The organism is Pantoea sp. ICBG 985, from assembly GCF_002928365.1.
Classification (GTDB): domain Bacteria; phylum Pseudomonadota; class Gammaproteobacteria; order Enterobacterales; family Enterobacteriaceae; genus Pantoea; species Pantoea dispersa.
This window is the reverse complement of sequence record NZ_POWM01000001.1, coordinates 937,078-953,764: the sequence shown is the minus strand read 5'-3', so window position 1 is coordinate 953,764 and position 16,687 is coordinate 937,078. Positions and strand designations below refer to the sequence as shown.

Below are 16,687 nucleotides of genomic sequence, written 5' to 3'. Positions count from 1 at the left end.
GCCTCTGCGCCAGAGCACAGCAGCGTGATTTCACAGGATTTACAGGGGTAGATTGCGCATGCAGAAGCGGAATGGAAAGGTGCGCATCAGCGATGCGCACGGGAGGTTAGCGGTCTTTTTTGCAGAGTTCGGCGATTTCGAGGTCAGGCAGCGGTTCACAGTTGCTGGTATCGTGCTTTTTCAGCTCGTTAAGGGCATCGGCGACGGTGCGGGTTTCCAGCACTTTAAGCGACGCCTCTTCCGCTTGCTCCGCGATCGATTTGAAGTACCAGCACAGGTTGGCGCTGACCAGGCAGCGCGGTGCGACATCGGGGCGCGACGCCCACAGTTTTTTGTCTTCAATCACTGAGGTGTAGATATCGCGCAGCGTGATCTCAGCGGCCGGACGACCCAGATGGATCGAGCCGGTACGGCCAAGCGTCGAGACAATGATGCCATCGCGCGTTAACGGAACCATGAGTTTCCGAATGAAACTGGGGTTCGCTTCAAGACCGTACGCCAGAATGGCACTGGTCGAGCGTTTACCCAATTGCTCCGCCATCGCTACGCTCAAAACCATCTGCAAAGCTGTCGGGAAGCGGTAATCTAGCATTTCTGTTTCCTGAGTTGCGGCCTATCTTCTTGTTTTCATACCGCGGCAGTGAATAATCAATGAGCAATAAATATAACAAACACTGTTGCTTTTTAGAATACCGAAAATGCTTTCCGCCTGTGACTAACCTGCGCTATTACCCGCTTTGATATCGATTTAAACTATTGAATTTAGATAAAAATATTTCAACATGACATGCCGCTGACCGCTTTAGCACTCTGAGCCTTGCGCAACAATATGCGCGACGTGTCACTTTTTGCCCCCACCGCTGTAGCTGCGGGCTGGCAAAGGACGTTGTGACAAAGGGATGATTATTTCTGCACGGGTGTCGCGCCGTGTGCGCAACCGACCTTCAGACAAGCCATTGTTTCTGTGTAAGAAACAAAAACACCCCGGCGAAGGGGGCGGCGTCAGGGTCGATTAACCGGCTTCTGAAAGGAATAATATTGATCCGTGTCAGGATTCCCTTGCTATTTTTTGCACAAAATGCGCGCCGTTACTATTTTCGAGGCGCGAAATAATGTCTGTATTATCCCCGGTCGTCGGCGCGTTATTGCTGACCGTTCTCCCGCTGATGGTAGGCATCATCACGGCGGCAACCAGCTGCCTGAACGCGCCAACCTTATGGCAATGCGTACGGATGGCACCGCTGCCTTTCATTGTCTCGGCTGGCTGCACTCTGCTGTTAAGCGCGTTGTGTTGCCTGCTGCAATATCTGACGGATCGCCACTAAAGCGCAGCAGCGGCCATCTCTGCCCGTTAGCCGTCAGTGGCGGTTTCAACCTGCGGATTCCGGAGCGCCTGCCGGCAATTTCCGCTTCAGCACCACCACCAAAAGCACGTTGATGAGCGCCAGCCCGCATAACAGCCACAGCGTAGCCTGCGCGCCGGAATGCTGGAAAATATAGCCGCCAATCAGCGGCGTGAGCGCCTGACCAATCAGCGCCGGTCGCGCCATGCGGCCAACCACAATGGCGTACTCTTCCGGTTTTACCATCGCCAGCGGCAACGTACCGCGCACGATAGCCCGCAAGCCATTTCCTGCACCGTACAGCACCATACTTACCAGCGCCCACGCGGGATAACAGGCCAGCAGCAGTAATCCCAGCGCCACCAGCCCGACTGAGAAGAAAGTGGTCCAGATGGGATGGCCGCGCTTAAACGCCATATCGACAATGCGCGACGCCACCTGGCACGGCCCCAGCAGCGTGCTGATCGCCAGCGCGGCGCTCAGCGAATGCCCGCTCGCCTGCAGCAGAGTAATCAGCTGCACCGATATCGCCGTCATGATCACCGACGCAAGGGTAAAAATGCTGCACAGCAGCCAGAACAGCGTGGGAGCCAGTGAATTCTGTGCGGTATGCTGTTGCCTGGTTTTTGGCATCGATGGTGTGCGCGGCGCCGGCAGCGCATACAGGTAAGCCGGCAGCACCGCCAGACACAGCAGCGCGGCAATGGCCAGACAGGCACCGCGCCACTCCAGCCAGTGGATCAGCAGCGCGATGCCGGGCCACACCAGCGAGGTGCAGAATCCTGAAATCAGCGTAATACCGGTAATCGCGCCACGCGCCTGGCCGCCATATAAGGTGCCCAGCGTGGCGAACAGCGCGTCATACAGGCCCATCGCCATGCCCGCGCCGATAATCAGCCAGGCGAACAGAAACAGCGGCAAATTGTGGCTCAGCGCCATGATCACCAGCCCGAGCGCCATCACCGCCCCGCTCGCCGCCAGCAGTCGGCGACCCTGTGCGCGGGCAATCAGCCGGCCGCACAGCGGTGCCAGCAGGCCGGAGACCAGAATGCCGAGCGAAAGTGCGCCATACACCCACTGCTGCGACCAGCCGGTTTCCGCGATGATCGGGTTAGCCATCACGGCCATCAGATAAAACGATCCGCCCCACGACAGGATCTGCACGGCGCCGAGCGTAACGATAGCGGGCGCGCCCGGTTTTGGCTGATACTCCACAGCTAATATCCGTTAACAGGTAAATCACGGTTATAACATGTTCATCCGGCAGGAAAAATGCCCGCGCGCCCTGTTGAGCCGAATTCCACGCCGGGGTTTCAGCGACTGGATGGATAAATCTTATTTTAGTATGTTGTAACTAGTATGCCTGCTTGCTCGCCGCGTCATTCAGTGCCACCCTTTGGTATGTTGTAACTATGGAGAATTGTAATGGCTCGCTACGATTTGGTGGCTGATTTACACGAATGCGTGAATACGCTGGAGCGCGAACTCACTGCACTGCGGGCGTCGGTTGAACAGCAGCCGCTGTTGCTGGCGCGCGTGTTTAGCCTGCCGGAGATCGAGAAAGGCAAAGAGCATGATGAAATCAACCGCATCGCGGTGACCCAGCATCTCGGTAAACGCGCGCGCGAACTGGCCCTCGCCCACTACTGTCGCCTGTTTATGCAGCATCAGTCAGAAAAACTCAGCACCAAAGCGGCGGTGCGTCTGCCTGGCGCCCTCTGCATTGAGGCGGATGAGGCAGCCAGCCAGCGACTGGAGCAGCAGGTCACGACCATCAACACCCTCAAACAGCGGCTGGAGCAATTGATCACCGTCGACTCCGGCCTGCCGAGCGAGGCGCGTTTTGAGTTTGTGCACCAGCATCTGCGTGGCCTGATCACGCTCAATGCCTACCGCAGCGTCACGCTACTGCAGGCGCCGGATACGCTGCGTTTTGGCTGGGCGAATAAAAACATCATCAAGAAGGTGACGCGCGAGGCCATCGTCGGGCAGCTGGAGCGCAGCCTGAAGGCGAACCGCGCGCAGGCACCGTGGACGCGCGAACAGTGGGCAGAGAAAGTGCAGCAGGAGCTGGAGCGGGTGCGGTCATTGCCGGACGGCGCGCAGCTGAAGATCAAGCGACCGGTCAAAGTGCAACCTATCGCGCGGCTGTGGCGCGCCAGCGAGAAAAAACAGCTGCAGCTGGCCTGCCCTTCGCCGCTGCTGGTGTTGTGCCGCGATCGTACGCAGGTGCCGACGCTGGGTGAACTGCTGGATTACGATGCTGAAAACATCGCGCACCGCTACAAGCCGCTGGCGCAGCCGCTGCACCTGATCATCCCGCGGCTGCATTTATGGAGTGACCGTCTGTAAGGCAAAAAAACAGCGCGACAGGTCGCGCTGTAGTGTCCGGCAGTAAAGCAAAGCTATTGCTTCATGCTGCCAACCATCTCTTCCGGCCGCACCCATTCGTCAAACTGCGCTTCGGTCAGGTAGCCGAGCTGCAGCGCCGAGGCTTTCAGCGTCAGCCCCTGTTTGTGCGCCTGCTTGGCAATTTCCGCCGCTTTGTCATAGCCGATATGAGTATTCAGCGCGGTAACCAGCATCAGCGACTCGTTGAGCAGTTGATCGATGCGCTCGCGGTTGGGCTCAATGCCCACCGCGCAATGGTGATTGAAGCTGTCCATGCCGTCGGCCAGCAGCCGTACCGACTGCAGGAAGTTGTGGATCACCATTGGCCGGTAGACGTTGAGTTCGAAGTTACCGGACGCACCGCCCATGTTCACCGCCACGTCATTGCCCATCACCTGGCAGCACAGCATGGTCAGCGCTTCACACTGGGTAGGATTGACTTTGCCTGGCATGATCGAGCTGCCGGGCTCATTTTCCGGGATGCTGATTTCACCGATGCCGCAACGCGGACCGGACGACAGCCAGCGCACGTCGTTAGCGATTTTCATCAGCGAGGCGGCCAGGCCTTTCAGCGCGCCGTGCGCATGCACCAGCGCGTCGCAGGTCGCCAGCGCTTCAAACTTGTTGGGCGCGGTGACAAAAGGTTGCTGCGTCAGGTCGGCCAGCGCTTTCGCCACGCGCACCGCATATTCCGGATGGGTATTCAGGCCGGTACCGACCGCCGTGCCGCCCAGCGCCAGCTCGGCGACGTGCGGAATACTGTGTTCGATGTGCTTCAGATTGTGCTCCAGCATGGCAACCCAGCCGGAAATCTCCTGGCCGAGCGTCAGCGGTGTGGCGTCCTGCAGGTGGGTACGACCAATTTTAACGATGTCTTTAAACGCGGCGGACTTCTCGCTCAGGGTGTTTTTCAGCACCTCAATTTGCGGGATCAGCTGTTCGCGCAGCGCAATCACCGCAGCAACGTGCATCGCCGTCGGGAACACATCGTTGGAGCTCTGGCTCTTGTTAACATCATCATTCGGATGCACTTTGCGTGACATGCCGCGCTCGCCGCCCAGCAGTTCGCTGGCGCGGTTCGCCAGCACTTCATTCATGTTCATGTTGGTCTGGGTGCCGGAGCCGGTCTGCCAGATGGCCAGCGGGAACTCGTCGCTGTGCTGGTCGGCCAGCACCTCATCAGCGGCGTCGATAATCGCCCCGGCCCGTTCAGCCGGCAGCAGCCCCAGATCGCGGTTCACCTGGGCGGCGGCGCGCTTGGTCAGCGCCAGCGCGTGCACCAGCGCCACGGGCATCTTCTCGGTGGAGATACGGAAGTGCTCCAGCGAACGCTGCGTTTGTGCGCCCCACAACTTATCTGCCGGAACTTCGATCGGACCCATTGAATCTTTTTCAATGCGGTTGGCTGCCATGACTACGTCTCCTTAGCTCAGATTTTGAGGTTTCCGCCTAAGTCGTCTTCCCGCGACGCCTTAGAGCGAGCAAGATTGTCACATACAAGAAATTAACATTATGCGAGCCCATCGCGTTTATTGCACTTGTTCGTGTATTTTCTATGGCACTTTCTGCTTTAATACGCTTATTTACTTACCGTTATTAAGGGTAAACGATGCAAAAATTGAACAATTCGCTGCAAAATTATGCATGGGGCAGCAAAACCGCGCTGACCGAACTCTACGGCATCGAAAACCCGCAGGGATTGCCGATGGCGGAATTATGGATGGGCGCGCACCCCAAAAGCCCCTCTACCGTTGAAGTGAATGGCGTCACCCGTTCGCTGCGTGACGTGATCAACGACGATCCGCTCGCGACGCTGGGCGCAGCGGTAGCGCAGCGTTTTGGTGAGCTACCGTTTCTGTTTAAAGTGCTGTGCGCCGATCAGCCGTTATCGATTCAGGTGCATCCCAGTAAAACCGCCGCAGAAGCCGGTTTCGCGCGTGAAAACGCGGCGGGCATTCCGCTCAGCGCCGCCGAGCGCAACTATAAAGATGCTAATCACAAGCCCGAGCTGGTGTATGCCCTGACGCCGTTCCAGGCGATGAACGGCTTTCGCGAACTGCCTGAGATTGTCTCGCTGCTGGAGCCGGTCGCGGGCGCGCATCCGCAGATCGCCCATTTCCTCGAAAACGCCAGCGAAGCCGCGCTGGCTAAACTGTTCGCTACCCTGCTGTCGCTGAAAGACGAGAGCAAAACCCGTGCGCTCGGCGTACTGAAATCCGCGCTGAACGCGCGCGAAGGCGAACCGTGGCAGACCATCAAAACCATCGCCAGCGACTATCCGGACGATAATGGCCTGTTCTCACCGCTGCTGCTGAATGTCATCACCCTGCAACCGGGTGAGGCGATGTTCCTGTTCGCCGAAACGCCGCATGCCTATCTGAAAGGCGTGGCGCTGGAAGTGATGGCCAATTCGGATAACGTGCTGCGCGCCGGCCTGACGCCAAAATTCATTGATATTCCGGAACTGCTGGCCAACCTGAAGTTCGAGGCCAAACCGGCGGCAACGCTGCTCACGCAGCCGCAGACGCAGGGCGACAGCCTCAACTTCCCAATTCCGGTAGAGGATTTTGCCTTCGCCATCCATACGCTTTCGGCCACGCCGCAAACGCTGGCACAGCACAGTGCCGCCCTGCTGTTCTGCATCGAAGGCCAGGCGGTGATTGAAAAGGCCGGGCAGCAGCTGGTCCTGCAACCGGGCGAATCCTGCTTTGTCGCAGCCAGCGAGTCGCCGGTGAGCGCGGCGGGGACCGGGCGTCTGGCGCGGGTGTACAACGCGCTGACGTGAGGCGGCTGACGCCTGCAGCATTAACTGCTATTATTTCAAACTATTAATTAAAAAACGCCTGCGGGCGTTTTTCTTCACCCGTCGCGCGGCCCAACGGTATGCGCACGCAAGGATAAGGACGACTCAGCGATGAAAAAGACCAAGGTTGCCGTAGGTGTGATTGTGGCGCTCGGCGTAATCTGGACTGGCGCAGCGTGGTTTACCGGTAAACAGCTGGAAAGCCACATGGATGAGATGCTGCAAAATGCCAACAGCCAGATCAACGCGTACGCGCCGAATAGCCGTCTGACGCTCAGCTATCAGGATTACCAGCGTGGCGTATTCAGCAGCAAAACCAAACTGGTGATTCAGGCCAGTTCGCAGACCGAAGACAATCCGCTGCTGAAGCCGGGTCAAAGCATCGTGCTCAACGAAACCATCGACCACGGTCCTTTCCCGTTTGCTCAGCTGAAGCGCGGCAACCTGATCCCCAGCATGGCCTCGGTGCACACCGAACTGGAAAACACCGATGCGGTGAAGAAACTGTTTGAACTGACTCAGGGCAAATCGCTGGTTAATGCCGATACCCGCGTTGGTTACAGCGGCGCGACCGATACCGCGCTGCACCTGCTGCCGGTGGATTACAGCAATGCGCAGACCGGTGATCGCCTCGCCACTAACGGCGGCACGCTCAACGTCAGCGCGGACAGCAAAGGCGACAAAGTGAGTCTGCAGGGCGACTTCTCGAGTATCGCCGTCACCAGCAAAAACCAGCTGCAGCAGCCGGTGCTGTTTACCCTTAATGGTCTGAAGCTGGGCGGTGACACCCACCTGAGTCCGGAAGGCGTGCGCGTCGGCGACCAGACCATCACGCTGGATAAGCTCGACGCCAGCATCAACGGTCAGGAAGGCCTGACGCTGGAGAAGCTGGACGGGAAGTCCTCGTTCGACAACAAAGACGGTAAGATTGGCGGCCAGATTGATTATCAGGTCGATAGCATCAGCCTGCAGAAACAGCCGTTCGGCGAAGCCAAACTGGCGATGAAATTTGCGCAGTTTGATGCTCAGGCGGTGAAAACCTTCTCTGACCAGTACAATGCGCAGATGCAGGATCTGCTGAACCAGCCTGGCGTGGTGGACGATCCTATCCGCTACCAGGCCAGCGTGCAGACCATTCTGAGAAATAACCTGCCGACCCTGCTGAAAGGTTCGCCGACCGTAAGCGTGGCGCCGCTGAGCTGGAAAAATGACAAGGGCGAGAGCACGTTCAACCTTAACGTCGGTTTTAACGATCCGGCGACCGTCACCGGTGAACCGCAGAGTCTGGGTGCCGCCGTGGATCGCGTGCTGAAAACGCTCGATGGCAAGCTGAGCATCAATATGCCGATGGCGACCGAAGTGATGCGTCACGTCGGGCTGGCGGAAGGTTATCAGGGTGATGATGCGCAGAAGCTGGCCGATCAGCAGGTGAAAGGTCTGGCGGCAATGGGCCAGATGTTCCGTCTGACGCAGCAGCAGGACGATAACATCACCACCAGCCTGCAATACGCTAACGGTCAGGTCACCATGAATGGCGACAAAATGACGCTGGAGCAGTTCCTGTCGCGCTACATGTTAGGCGCGCCAACCAGCGAAGGCATGCCAGAGTAATCCCCGCGGCAGCCCGCTCCGGGCTGCCGTTTTCCCCCGGCAAAAAAATTTCACCCTTTTCTGCATCCGTTCAGCCGCACCGTACGTATATCCCTTTGTGAGCACCCTTCTGCTCTTTCAATGAGGATATATGATGAAAAAGTTAATCAGTTATGCCGTCCTGTCTGCCGCCCTGCTTGGCGCGAACGCTGCGATGGCGGCCATGCACGCCGATTCGGTGATGGTAGGCGGCGCGGCAATGTATCCACAAAAAAACATTATTGAAAACGCCCTGAACTCGAAGGATCACACTACGCTGGTCGCTGCCGTTAAAGCCGCGGGTCTGGTCGATACCTTACAGGGCAAAGGCCCGTTTACGGTGTTTGCGCCGACTAACGCCGCCTTTGCCAAACTGCCTGCCGGCACCGTTGATGCACTACTCAAACCAGAAAACAAAGCCAAACTCACCAGCGTGCTGACCTACCATGTGGTCGCCGGTAAATATGATATGAAAGCGCTGGAGCAAAAAATTAAACAGGGTGGCGGTAAAGCCGAATTGAAAACGGTGAATGGTCAGCCGCTGTGGATTATGAGCAACGGGCCACACAATATTCAGCTGAAAGATGGTCAGGGTAATGTGGCAAATATCAGCACTTATGATGTAAACCAGAAAAATGGCGTCATTGACGTTATTGATACCGTCTTAATGCCTGAATAACTGTCTATACTCGGTAAGGTTAAACAAACCGGCCAGGAGTATTATGGACGCCTCTCAGGCTGAGCAACAAATAGCCTTAATACAGGCGGTCGCGAAGCGCGATCGCCTGGCTTTTGAACAGCTGTACCGGCTGACTTCCCCGCATCTGTTTGCGGTAGCGCTGCGCATGTTACGCCAGCGGGCGTGGGCGGAAGAGATTCTGCATGAATGCTACATCACGGTCTGGCACAACGCCGCGTCATTTAATAGCGCGCTCAGTTCTCCCCTGACCTGGATGATGCACATTGTACGCAACCGCTGTATTGACTGGCTGCGCAGCGGCTATGCCAGACAATTCCATGCCGATGAAGCCTGGCTCGACGATTTAAGCAGCACGCCGGGTGACGTCAGTCTGGATGAGCAGCACGATCGCGAGGTTGCCCGCCTGCACCACTGTCTGCAGCATTTGAGCAGTGAACAGCGCCAGTCGATTGCGCTGGCCTATTATCAGGGCTTATCACATAGCGACATTGCCGGGTGGCTGCAGCAGCCGGTCGGCTCGGTTAAAAGCTGGATTCGACGTGGCCTGGACCATCTGCGGGAGTGTGTTGGACGATGAGTGACAAGGTGCAGCGGGATGACGCCCTGGCGGCGGAGTACGCCCTCGGCACGCTGCGCGGCAGCGCGCGATTGCGCTTTCAGCGCAGACTGCAGGCCGAGCCGGTGCTGGCGGCGCAGGTCGCCCGCTGGCAGACGCTGCTGGCGGGTCTCGATCAGGCTCAGCCGCCCGTCACGCCGCCGGAAACGCTATGGAAAAAAATTGCCCTTTCTCTGCCGCCCGACAAGCGCGTCGCCCCCGCACGCCGGACGCTGCCGTGGCTGGCTGCCGCCTGCGTCGCGCTGGGCTTCGCGCTGTCGGCTTACTGGCTACGCGAGCCGGTTATGACACCGCTGGCGGTGCTGACCGATGCGCAACACAGTCAGCAATGGGTTGTGAGCGCCAGCCGCCGGCAGGACGTGATCAGTCTGGCGCCGCTGCAGGTCAGCGCGGTCAGGGCGGATCAGAGTCTGGAACTGTGGCTGATTCCGCCGGGCCGGGCACCCGTTTCACTTGGTCTGGTCACCGGAAGTGCGCCGCAGCAGTATCCGATTGAGAAACAGCAGTCGCTGGTTAAGGCGACGCTGGCGATCAGTCTCGAGCCGCACGGCGGTTCGCCAACCGGACGTCCAACGGGCCCGGTGCTTTACAGTGTGAATTTATAATCGGTGATGGTCACGGGTGAAATTAGCGTTAACACGGCAGCGTTTATTATTTGTTGACGCCCAGCGTGTTGCAGGCGGAGTGCTGTTAATCATTGCGGCGTGACTTAAGCTAAATTAACGGGCACTGAACGCTCAATTTCAGCAAACGGCAAAAACAATGAAAGTTTATTTATCCGCCGGCGAGCCTGACTGCCGCGGCCAGGCGAAATAACCCTCTTGTAAATTAATCTGGCATATCTTTGGGAAAGAAATATTTTATCGACGATTCATTTTCTTTTTCAGAATTCCCTGCCATGCTTAAAACGCTAAACCATAGTACGCGATATTATCGCGAACAATAAATAATAACGCTCGACACCATTGTGTCTTAAACGACACCGGGGAAACTCACCATGCAATTTCTTAAAAACTTCACCATTCGCCGGGTTGTGCAGTGCATCCTGGTCGCGGCGCTACTGATTGTGGCGCTGGCCGGGATCTATGGCAGCACGGTGCTGCGCGACATGCATCAGCGCGAACTGCATAACGCCACCCTGACCAGCCAGCTGCTGTTTCTCAATCGCGCAAGTTTAGTGATGGCATCGGGAACCACGGCGGCGAAAGCGGCTGTAGCGACCGATGCCCCGGCCGATAGCGACTGGGCGCCGCTGCGTACCGCCCTCACCGCATCGCCGGCTGACTTTGCGGTGCCTGCGGCTGAGCGCCTGCATTTCCTGCAGCGCGACATCGCAGCGAATAACCATGCCGACCAGTCCGATCGCCAGCGTCTGCAAATGGCCTTTGGCATTGCTGCACTGCTGATGCTCGCGCTGCTGCTGTTCTGTGACCGTTTTCTGGTCACGCATCTGGTACGGCCGCTGGGGGCGCTGCGGGAACATTTCCGCGGCATCGCCGCTGGCGATCTTACGCGGGAACCGCAGGATTTTGGCCGCAACTGTGTGGGTCAGCTGATTCCGCTGGTCAGGCTGATGCAGCAGAGCCTGCTGACCACGGTGCGTGCCGTGCATGACAACACCGACGTGCTACGCAAGGAGTCTGCGGATATCGCCAGCGGCAATGCCGATCTGTCCGACCGCACCACCCGCCAGGCGGCTGCGCTCGAGCAGACCTCGGCCAGCATGGAGCAGCTTAGCGCCACCGTAGAGAAAAATGCCCACAGCGCGGGCGAAGCGCGCGAGCTGGCTGAGGATGCGGCGCGCACCACGCGCGACGGCGAAGCGCTGGTGAAAAGCGTGTCAGCGATGATGGCCGATATCGCCGCCGAGGCCGATAAAATCCGTCAGTTCACCGCCACGGTTAACAGCATCGCATTTCAGACCAATATTCTGGCACTGAACGCGGCTGTTGAAGCCGCTCGCGCCGGTGAGCAGGGACGCGGCTTTGCCGTGGTGGCAGCTGAAGTGCGCACGCTGGCACAACGCAGCGCCAGCGCCGCGAAGGAGATCGAAGGGCTGATTAATGGCACCGTGACGCGCGTTGGCGAGGGAGCGCAGACCGCGCAGCGCGCCGGCGCCATCATGGACAGCGCCACGCAAAGCGTTTCCGCCGTCACGTCGCTGATTGGCCAGATTGCGCTGGCGTCAGACGAACAGAGCAAAGGCATTGCCCAGGTTACGCTGGCCGTGACCGATCTGGATCGCGTTACCCAGCAGAATGCCGCTCTGGTGAAAGAGATCGCCACCTCGGCCGGCAGCCTGAATGGCCGTACCGGAACGCTGGCTGCGGTCATCAGCCATTTTCGTTTTTCTGACAGCCCACCGCCCGGGGCTCAATCCGGGTTAACAACATCCGGCACCGGCACCGCTGCTGTTGCGGCCAGCCTTGCCAGCCTCTGACCGACGCTGCGTGCAGCACATAACAACACCGCCAGGGAAAGGCCACAATAAGAGAAAAATTTATGAGTCATCAATTATTGCAGCACCTTGTACCGGTTCAAACCGATGTCCGCGACTTGCGTATTGCCGCAGGCATGACACAATTGCTTGCCGCGGAGCGCTTCGACCTCAGCCTGCGCGTCTGGCAGATGAAGGAGTCCACCGCAAAACCCTCCCCGCTCAGTCAGGGAGAATATGAGTTTTTGCTGCTGCTGGCGGGCAAACATCCCTTTCTTGATCTGACGACGAAAGCACGTTAACTCACCTGGCGCTGGCCGTCAGGCCAGCGCCGCTCTGCCCCCAGGGTTGATGAGAAGCGGCTAAACCGGCCGGTCATATATCCACTCGCTTTGGTGCGTTCACGCCTGAGGCCCGATCGGCCTCGCCAGCTAACTGATAAAAAGCGTCCAGGCTGGCGCGAAAGCGCGCCGGATCGTGCTGGTCTTTAATTCTTTGCAGCGCCCGCGCCGAGCGGGTGCTGATCGCCTCGCGCTGCGCCATTATCTGCGTGATGATCTGTTTGAGCTGCGCAATAATCCTGTCCCTGATCGCCAGTTTCTCCTGCGCTGAAGCGATGGTGATTTCAAACATATCATTCAGCGGACAATCAATAAGCCAGCCGGCCGAAGCCGGGTTTATTTCCGGCAGTGCGCGCACATTAGTGGTAATGACCGGACAGCCGCACGCCTGCATTTCCAGCACTGAAAAGCCGTAGGTATCCTGCCAGGTCGGTAATAATCCCACATCGGTCTGTTCGAGCATTTTCATCAGCCGATCATTTTGCAAAAATGTTTCATGCCTGAAGATTGCCTGCTGATTAATCAGGTCTTCAATCCGCTGATGAAATTGCGCGTCATCCTGCTGTGCGCCGTGCGCGATATTATAGCGATGCTTCAGGTTGCCCGTTAAATTCACCTGCACGCTGTCGGGGTGAATGATGCCTTCTGCCAGCAGCTCGCTAAACGCCAGCACCACTTCCGCCCCACCTTTACGATAAAACTCATTGCCGACAAAGCTGAACGTCAGCTTCGCCTGATTCACCGGCCTGACCCGATCACAGATAATTGCCTGTGGCGGATGCAGGGTGTGCAGTTTGGGCAAAATGGCTGCAGCCTGCTGCGGAAACGCCTGTAACAGCTTGATTTGAATTTTTTTCGTCGCGTCGGAGATAGCCAGCAGCGCCGTACACTGCGGTGCCGCGATCAGTTTGAGTTGTTTCTGCAATTGTGGATTATGCAGTTTGGCCATGCCCGGCACCGGCAGCACGCGCGGAATTTCGGTTTCAAATGTCGCCATCCAGCGTTTTTTTGTGCAGGCCACTTCATTAAAAAGATGAATGATTTGCGCATCGTCCGGCACCGAGAACGGTAGCGGCGCGAAAATAAACAACTTATTGGCTTTGCTAATTTTCTGCCTGACGGCGTTACGATAAAACCAGATATTTTTATATTTCAGATTGAGATAATGGTGTGAATCATTGACGATGATATTTCTCTTTTCCGGATAACCTTTCCCATTTACGATTATTTTCATACGTGCCCCGGCACAGGAAAAATAAGCATAGCTGGCAGTATATTCCTCGCCAGTCACAAATCCAGCGAGCAAGTAAACCCGCGCTAAACAATAAGAAAATACACATTTTGTGACAGGTAATAACATCAGCCAGCCTGAATAAAATTCAGGCGCGGCCGGTAAAGAATATTAATCAATACAAAATTCGCGTAATTTATAAAAATGGCTAACGCGTTGATTTTTATTTAACGCTGGCCATATTATGACAATTTCGTGTCAGGATTTGATGCCGAAGTTTAATCTTTATTTTCTGCTGGCCCGCAATGCATAAGCAGAACGATGATCACTGGCCGGCTGACAATCGGTAAGCAGCGGTAACAGAAACGTGGCAAGGGATGACCTGACGCCGGGCGGGCGACAGGCCTAGCGGCCCTGCACCAGCTGCGGCGGCACGATTAACGTCTGCACATCGGCCTGTGGCTGCGCCAGGCGCTGTAATATGCGTTCTGCCGCGCGCCGCCCGACGATGCGCGCTTCACTGCTGACAAACGTCAATGCCGGATCGTTCAGCTCAGGCTGCGGATCGTCGTTGAAGCCGACCAGCGCCAGCTGCTGGGTGTAGTAACTGTCCACGGCATCTTCCCCGAGGGTGCGGCCGCTGCGCAGCGCGCCGAAATAGCAGCCGAGCGTGGTGCTGGCATTGTGGGCCAGGATAGCGGTAATACGCGGATGCTGATGCAGCAGCGCCTGCGTCAGCGCAGAGACGCTCTGCTGGCGATCGTCACATTCAATAATCCAGTCCGGGCGAAACGGCAAACCGTACTGCAGCAGCGTGGCGCAATAGCCGCCGATACGTTCGGCGCGCGTCAGTGACGAACCCAGACCGCCGACCCAGGCAATGCGCTGATGTCCCTGTTTGATCAGATACTCGGTGGCCATCCGCGCCGCCTGGCTGTTATCCGGACGCAGCGAATCGACTTTCTCCAGACTGCTGGCGCGCGCGGCGCAGATCAGCGCAATATTTTGCTCCTGCGCCTGCAGCCGCAGCGATTCCGCCTGCGCCACCGCGCCGCCCAGCACAATGCCATCGGCACCCTGCGCCGCCAGTGAATCAAAACAGCGCTGCAGATGCTGGCCGTGCTGACCACTCTGCGTCAGCACCAGCACTTTGCCCTGCTGCTCCAGCACCTCACTCAGTCCCGCCGTCATTGCTGCATAAAAGGGCTGGCTGAGATCGCGCACGATCAGGCCAATCACCCCGCTCTCACCACCGCGCAGCATGGAGGCCGAGCGATTACGCACATAGCCGAGTTGCTCAATCGCCTGATTCACCCGCGCGGCGGTGGCGGGTGAAATGCGCCCTTTGCCGGACAGCACCAGCGATACCGTGCTGACCGATACGCCAGCGGCCTGCGCGACATCATGGATGGTGATTTTCTGCTGGGACATAGTGTGACGCTTTTCGTTGCCGGAAAATTCAAAGAGGTAAAACGTTACACTGATTCGCATAAAAATAAAGCCTGATGCTCGTCACGCTTTGTGATTATCACCACAAAAAGCTCTGATAAAACGTTTTATCATCCTCCACCACTTTACCCGCTTGTTACTTTTTAGCCAGGAGAGACTATGCCTCACAGCCAACCCAAAATGTCGCTCTGGGAATTTTTCCAGAGCCTGGGGAAAACCTTCATGCTACCCGTGGCGCTGCTGTCGTTTTGCGGCATCATGCTAGGGATCGGCAGTTCACTCAGCAGCCATGATGTGCTGACGCTGATTCCGCTGCTCGACCAGCCGTTCCTGCAATACCTGTTTATCTGGATGGCAAAAATCGGCTCTTTTGCCTTTAGCTATTTGCCGGTGATGTTTGCCATCGCCATCCCGCTGGGCATGGCGCGGGAAAACAAAGGCGTGGCGGCGTTTGCCGGCTTCGTCGGCTTTGCGGTGCTCAATCTCAGCGTTAACTTCTGGCTGAACATCAACGGGATTCTGCCGACTACCGATGCGGCGGTGCTGAAAGCCAATAACGTGCAGAACATTCTCGGCATTCAGTCCATCGACACCGGTATTCTCGGCGCGGTGATTGTCGGCATTGTGGTGTTCTGGCTGCACGAGCGTTTTCACAATATTCGCCTGCCGGATGCGCTGGCATTCTTCGGCGGCACGCGCTTTGTGCCGATTATCACTACCGTGGTGATGGGCTTGCTGGGGCTGGTAGTACCGCTGATCTGGCCTTTCTTTGCGCGCGCGATCACCGGCCTTGGCTGGATGATCAACAGCGCGGGCGAATTCGGCCCGATGATCTTCGGCACCGGTGAACGTCTGCTGCTGCCGTTTGGCCTGCAGCATATTCTGGTGGCGATTATTCGCTTTACCGATGCCGGTGGCACCATGGAGGTGTGTGGTCACAGCGTCAGCGGCGCGCTGACCATCTTCCAGGCGCAGCTGGCGTGTCCGGAAACTCACGGCTTCGCGGAAAGCGCTACCCGCTTCCTGTCGCAGGGTAAAATGCCGGCATTCCTTGGCGGCCTGCCGGGGGCAGCGCTGGCGATTTACCACTGCGCGCGCCCGGAAAACCGTCACAAAATTAAAGGCCTGCTGATTTCGGGCGTGGTTGCCTGCGTGGTCGGCGGCACCACCGAACCGATCGAATTCCTGTTCCTGTTTGTCGCACCGGTACTGTATCTGATCCACGCGCTGCTGACCGGTCTCGGCTTCACCGTGATGGCAATGCTTGGCGTGACCATCGGTAATACCGACGGTAACGTGATCGACTTCTTCGTGTTTGGCGTGCTGCACGGCCTTTCTACCAAATGGTACTGGGTGCCGGTGATTGCTGCCGTGTGGTTTGTGGGTTACTACGCCATCTTCCGTTTCGCCATCACCCGCTTCAACATCAAAACACCAGGCCGCGAAGCAGAAACCAGCCGCGTTGAGCAGCAGGTCAGCCGCGCCGGCGTGGGCAAATCCGGCTACAACACGCCAGCGATTCTCGCGGCGCTGGGTGGCGTTGACAACATCACCTCGCTGGATAACTGTCTGACGCGCCTGCGCCTGTCGGTGGCCGACATGAGCAAGGTCGACGATGCCGCGCTGAAAGCCAACGGCGCCATCGGCGTGGTGCACCTCAATCAGACCAATCTGCAGGTAGTCATTGGCCCGCAGGTGCAGTCAGTCAAAGATGAAATGGCCCATCTGATGAGCGCGACGGTGTAAA

Annotated in this window: 15 protein-coding genes; 10 read left to right on the top strand and 5 right to left on the bottom strand. The window is 57.6% G+C overall.

What is annotated here, in order from left to right; translation table 11 throughout:
- Positions 1-106 precede the first annotated feature (106 nt).
- Positions 107-592 (bottom strand): Rrf2 family transcriptional regulator, encoded by a 486-nt coding sequence (locus C1Y42_RS04700; protein WP_031279147.1) that lies wholly within the window; start codon positions 590-592, stop codon positions 107-109.
- A 520-nt stretch (positions 593-1,112) separates the two neighbouring features.
- Between C1Y42_RS04700 and C1Y42_RS04695 the strand changes: the two genes are divergently transcribed.
- Entirely contained in the window at positions 1,113-1,325 is a 213-nt protein-coding gene (locus C1Y42_RS04695; protein ID WP_104092896.1) for a hypothetical protein, read from the top strand.
- Positions 1,326-1,370: 45 nt separating this feature from the next.
- Here the strand turns inward: C1Y42_RS04695 and C1Y42_RS04690 are convergent, their stop codons facing one another.
- Positions 1,371-2,558, bottom strand: a complete 1,188-nt coding sequence (locus tag C1Y42_RS04690; RefSeq protein WP_104092895.1) for an MFS transporter — start codon at positions 2,556-2,558, stop codon at positions 1,371-1,373.
- Between the two features lie 210 nt (positions 2,559-2,768).
- On the opposite strand from C1Y42_RS04690, the gene tus reads away from it, so the two are divergent.
- On the top strand, positions 2,769-3,695 hold the full coding sequence (tus, locus tag C1Y42_RS04685) for a DNA replication terminus site-binding protein (protein WP_104092894.1): 927 nt from the start codon (positions 2,769-2,771) through the stop codon (positions 3,693-3,695).
- A 53-nt stretch (positions 3,696-3,748) separates the two neighbouring features.
- On the opposite strand, the gene fumC is transcribed toward tus, so the two are convergent.
- Positions 3,749-5,146 (bottom strand): class II fumarate hydratase, encoded by a 1,398-nt coding sequence (gene fumC, locus C1Y42_RS04680; RefSeq protein WP_021506162.1) that lies wholly within the window; start codon positions 5,144-5,146, stop codon positions 3,749-3,751.
- Positions 5,147-5,343: 197 nt separating this feature from the next.
- Here fumC and manA point away from each other — a divergent pair, with 197 nt between their 5' ends.
- The 7 genes from manA to C1Y42_RS04645 all read left to right on the top strand — a co-directional run bounded on the left by manA (position 5,344) and on the right by C1Y42_RS04645 (position 12,221).
- Positions 5,344-6,519, top strand: a complete 1,176-nt coding sequence (gene manA, locus C1Y42_RS04675; RefSeq protein ID WP_104092893.1) for a mannose-6-phosphate isomerase — start codon at positions 5,344-5,346, stop codon at positions 6,517-6,519.
- Positions 6,520-6,648: 129 nt separating this feature from the next.
- Complete coding sequence (locus C1Y42_RS04670) at positions 6,649-8,148, top strand: YdgA family protein (RefSeq protein ID WP_058769727.1); 1,500 nt, start codon at positions 6,649-6,651, stop codon at positions 8,146-8,148.
- A gap of 133 nt (positions 8,149-8,281) precedes the next feature.
- Positions 8,282-8,845, top strand: coding sequence for a fasciclin domain-containing protein (locus C1Y42_RS04665; RefSeq protein ID WP_031279149.1), 564 nt, complete (start codon positions 8,282-8,284; stop codon positions 8,843-8,845).
- Positions 8,846-8,888: 43 nt separating this feature from the next.
- Positions 8,889-9,443 (top strand): sigma-70 family RNA polymerase sigma factor, encoded by a 555-nt coding sequence (locus C1Y42_RS04660; RefSeq protein ID WP_104092892.1) that lies wholly within the window; start codon positions 8,889-8,891, stop codon positions 9,441-9,443.
- Complete coding sequence (locus C1Y42_RS04655) at positions 9,440-10,087, top strand: anti-sigma factor domain-containing protein (protein WP_104092891.1); 648 nt, start codon at positions 9,440-9,442, stop codon at positions 10,085-10,087. Before C1Y42_RS04660 ends, C1Y42_RS04655 begins: the two co-directional genes overlap by 4 nt.
- 392 nt (positions 10,088-10,479) lie before the next feature.
- Positions 10,480-11,922 carry a methyl-accepting chemotaxis protein gene (locus C1Y42_RS04650; protein ID WP_233210682.1) on the top strand — a complete coding sequence of 481 codons (1,443 nt, stop codon included), beginning with the start codon at positions 10,480-10,482 and terminating at the stop codon, positions 11,920-11,922.
- Positions 11,923-11,984: 62 nt separating this feature from the next.
- Entirely contained in the window at positions 11,985-12,221 is a 237-nt protein-coding gene (locus C1Y42_RS04645; RefSeq protein ID WP_058769724.1) for a hypothetical protein, read from the top strand.
- A gap of 73 nt (positions 12,222-12,294) precedes the next feature.
- Here C1Y42_RS04645 and C1Y42_RS04640 read toward each other — a convergent pair whose 3' ends face one another.
- Together C1Y42_RS04640 and malI are read right to left on the bottom strand one after the other, a co-directional pair.
- The gene (locus C1Y42_RS04640) at positions 12,295-13,494 is read right to left on the bottom strand and encodes a glycosyltransferase (RefSeq protein WP_104092890.1); all 1,200 of its coding nucleotides are present in this window, start codon (positions 13,492-13,494) and stop codon (positions 12,295-12,297) included.
- Between the two features lie 402 nt (positions 13,495-13,896).
- Positions 13,897-14,922, bottom strand: a complete 1,026-nt coding sequence (gene malI, locus C1Y42_RS04635; protein ID WP_031279152.1) for a Mal regulon transcriptional regulator MalI — start codon at positions 14,920-14,922, stop codon at positions 13,897-13,899.
- Positions 14,923-15,099: 177 nt separating this feature from the next.
- Here malI and malX point away from each other — a divergent pair, with 177 nt between their 5' ends.
- Positions 15,100-16,686, top strand: coding sequence for a maltose/glucose-specific PTS transporter subunit IIBC (malX, locus tag C1Y42_RS04630; RefSeq protein ID WP_031279154.1), 1,587 nt, complete (start codon positions 15,100-15,102; stop codon positions 16,684-16,686).
- Position 16,687: the final 1 nt, after the last annotated feature.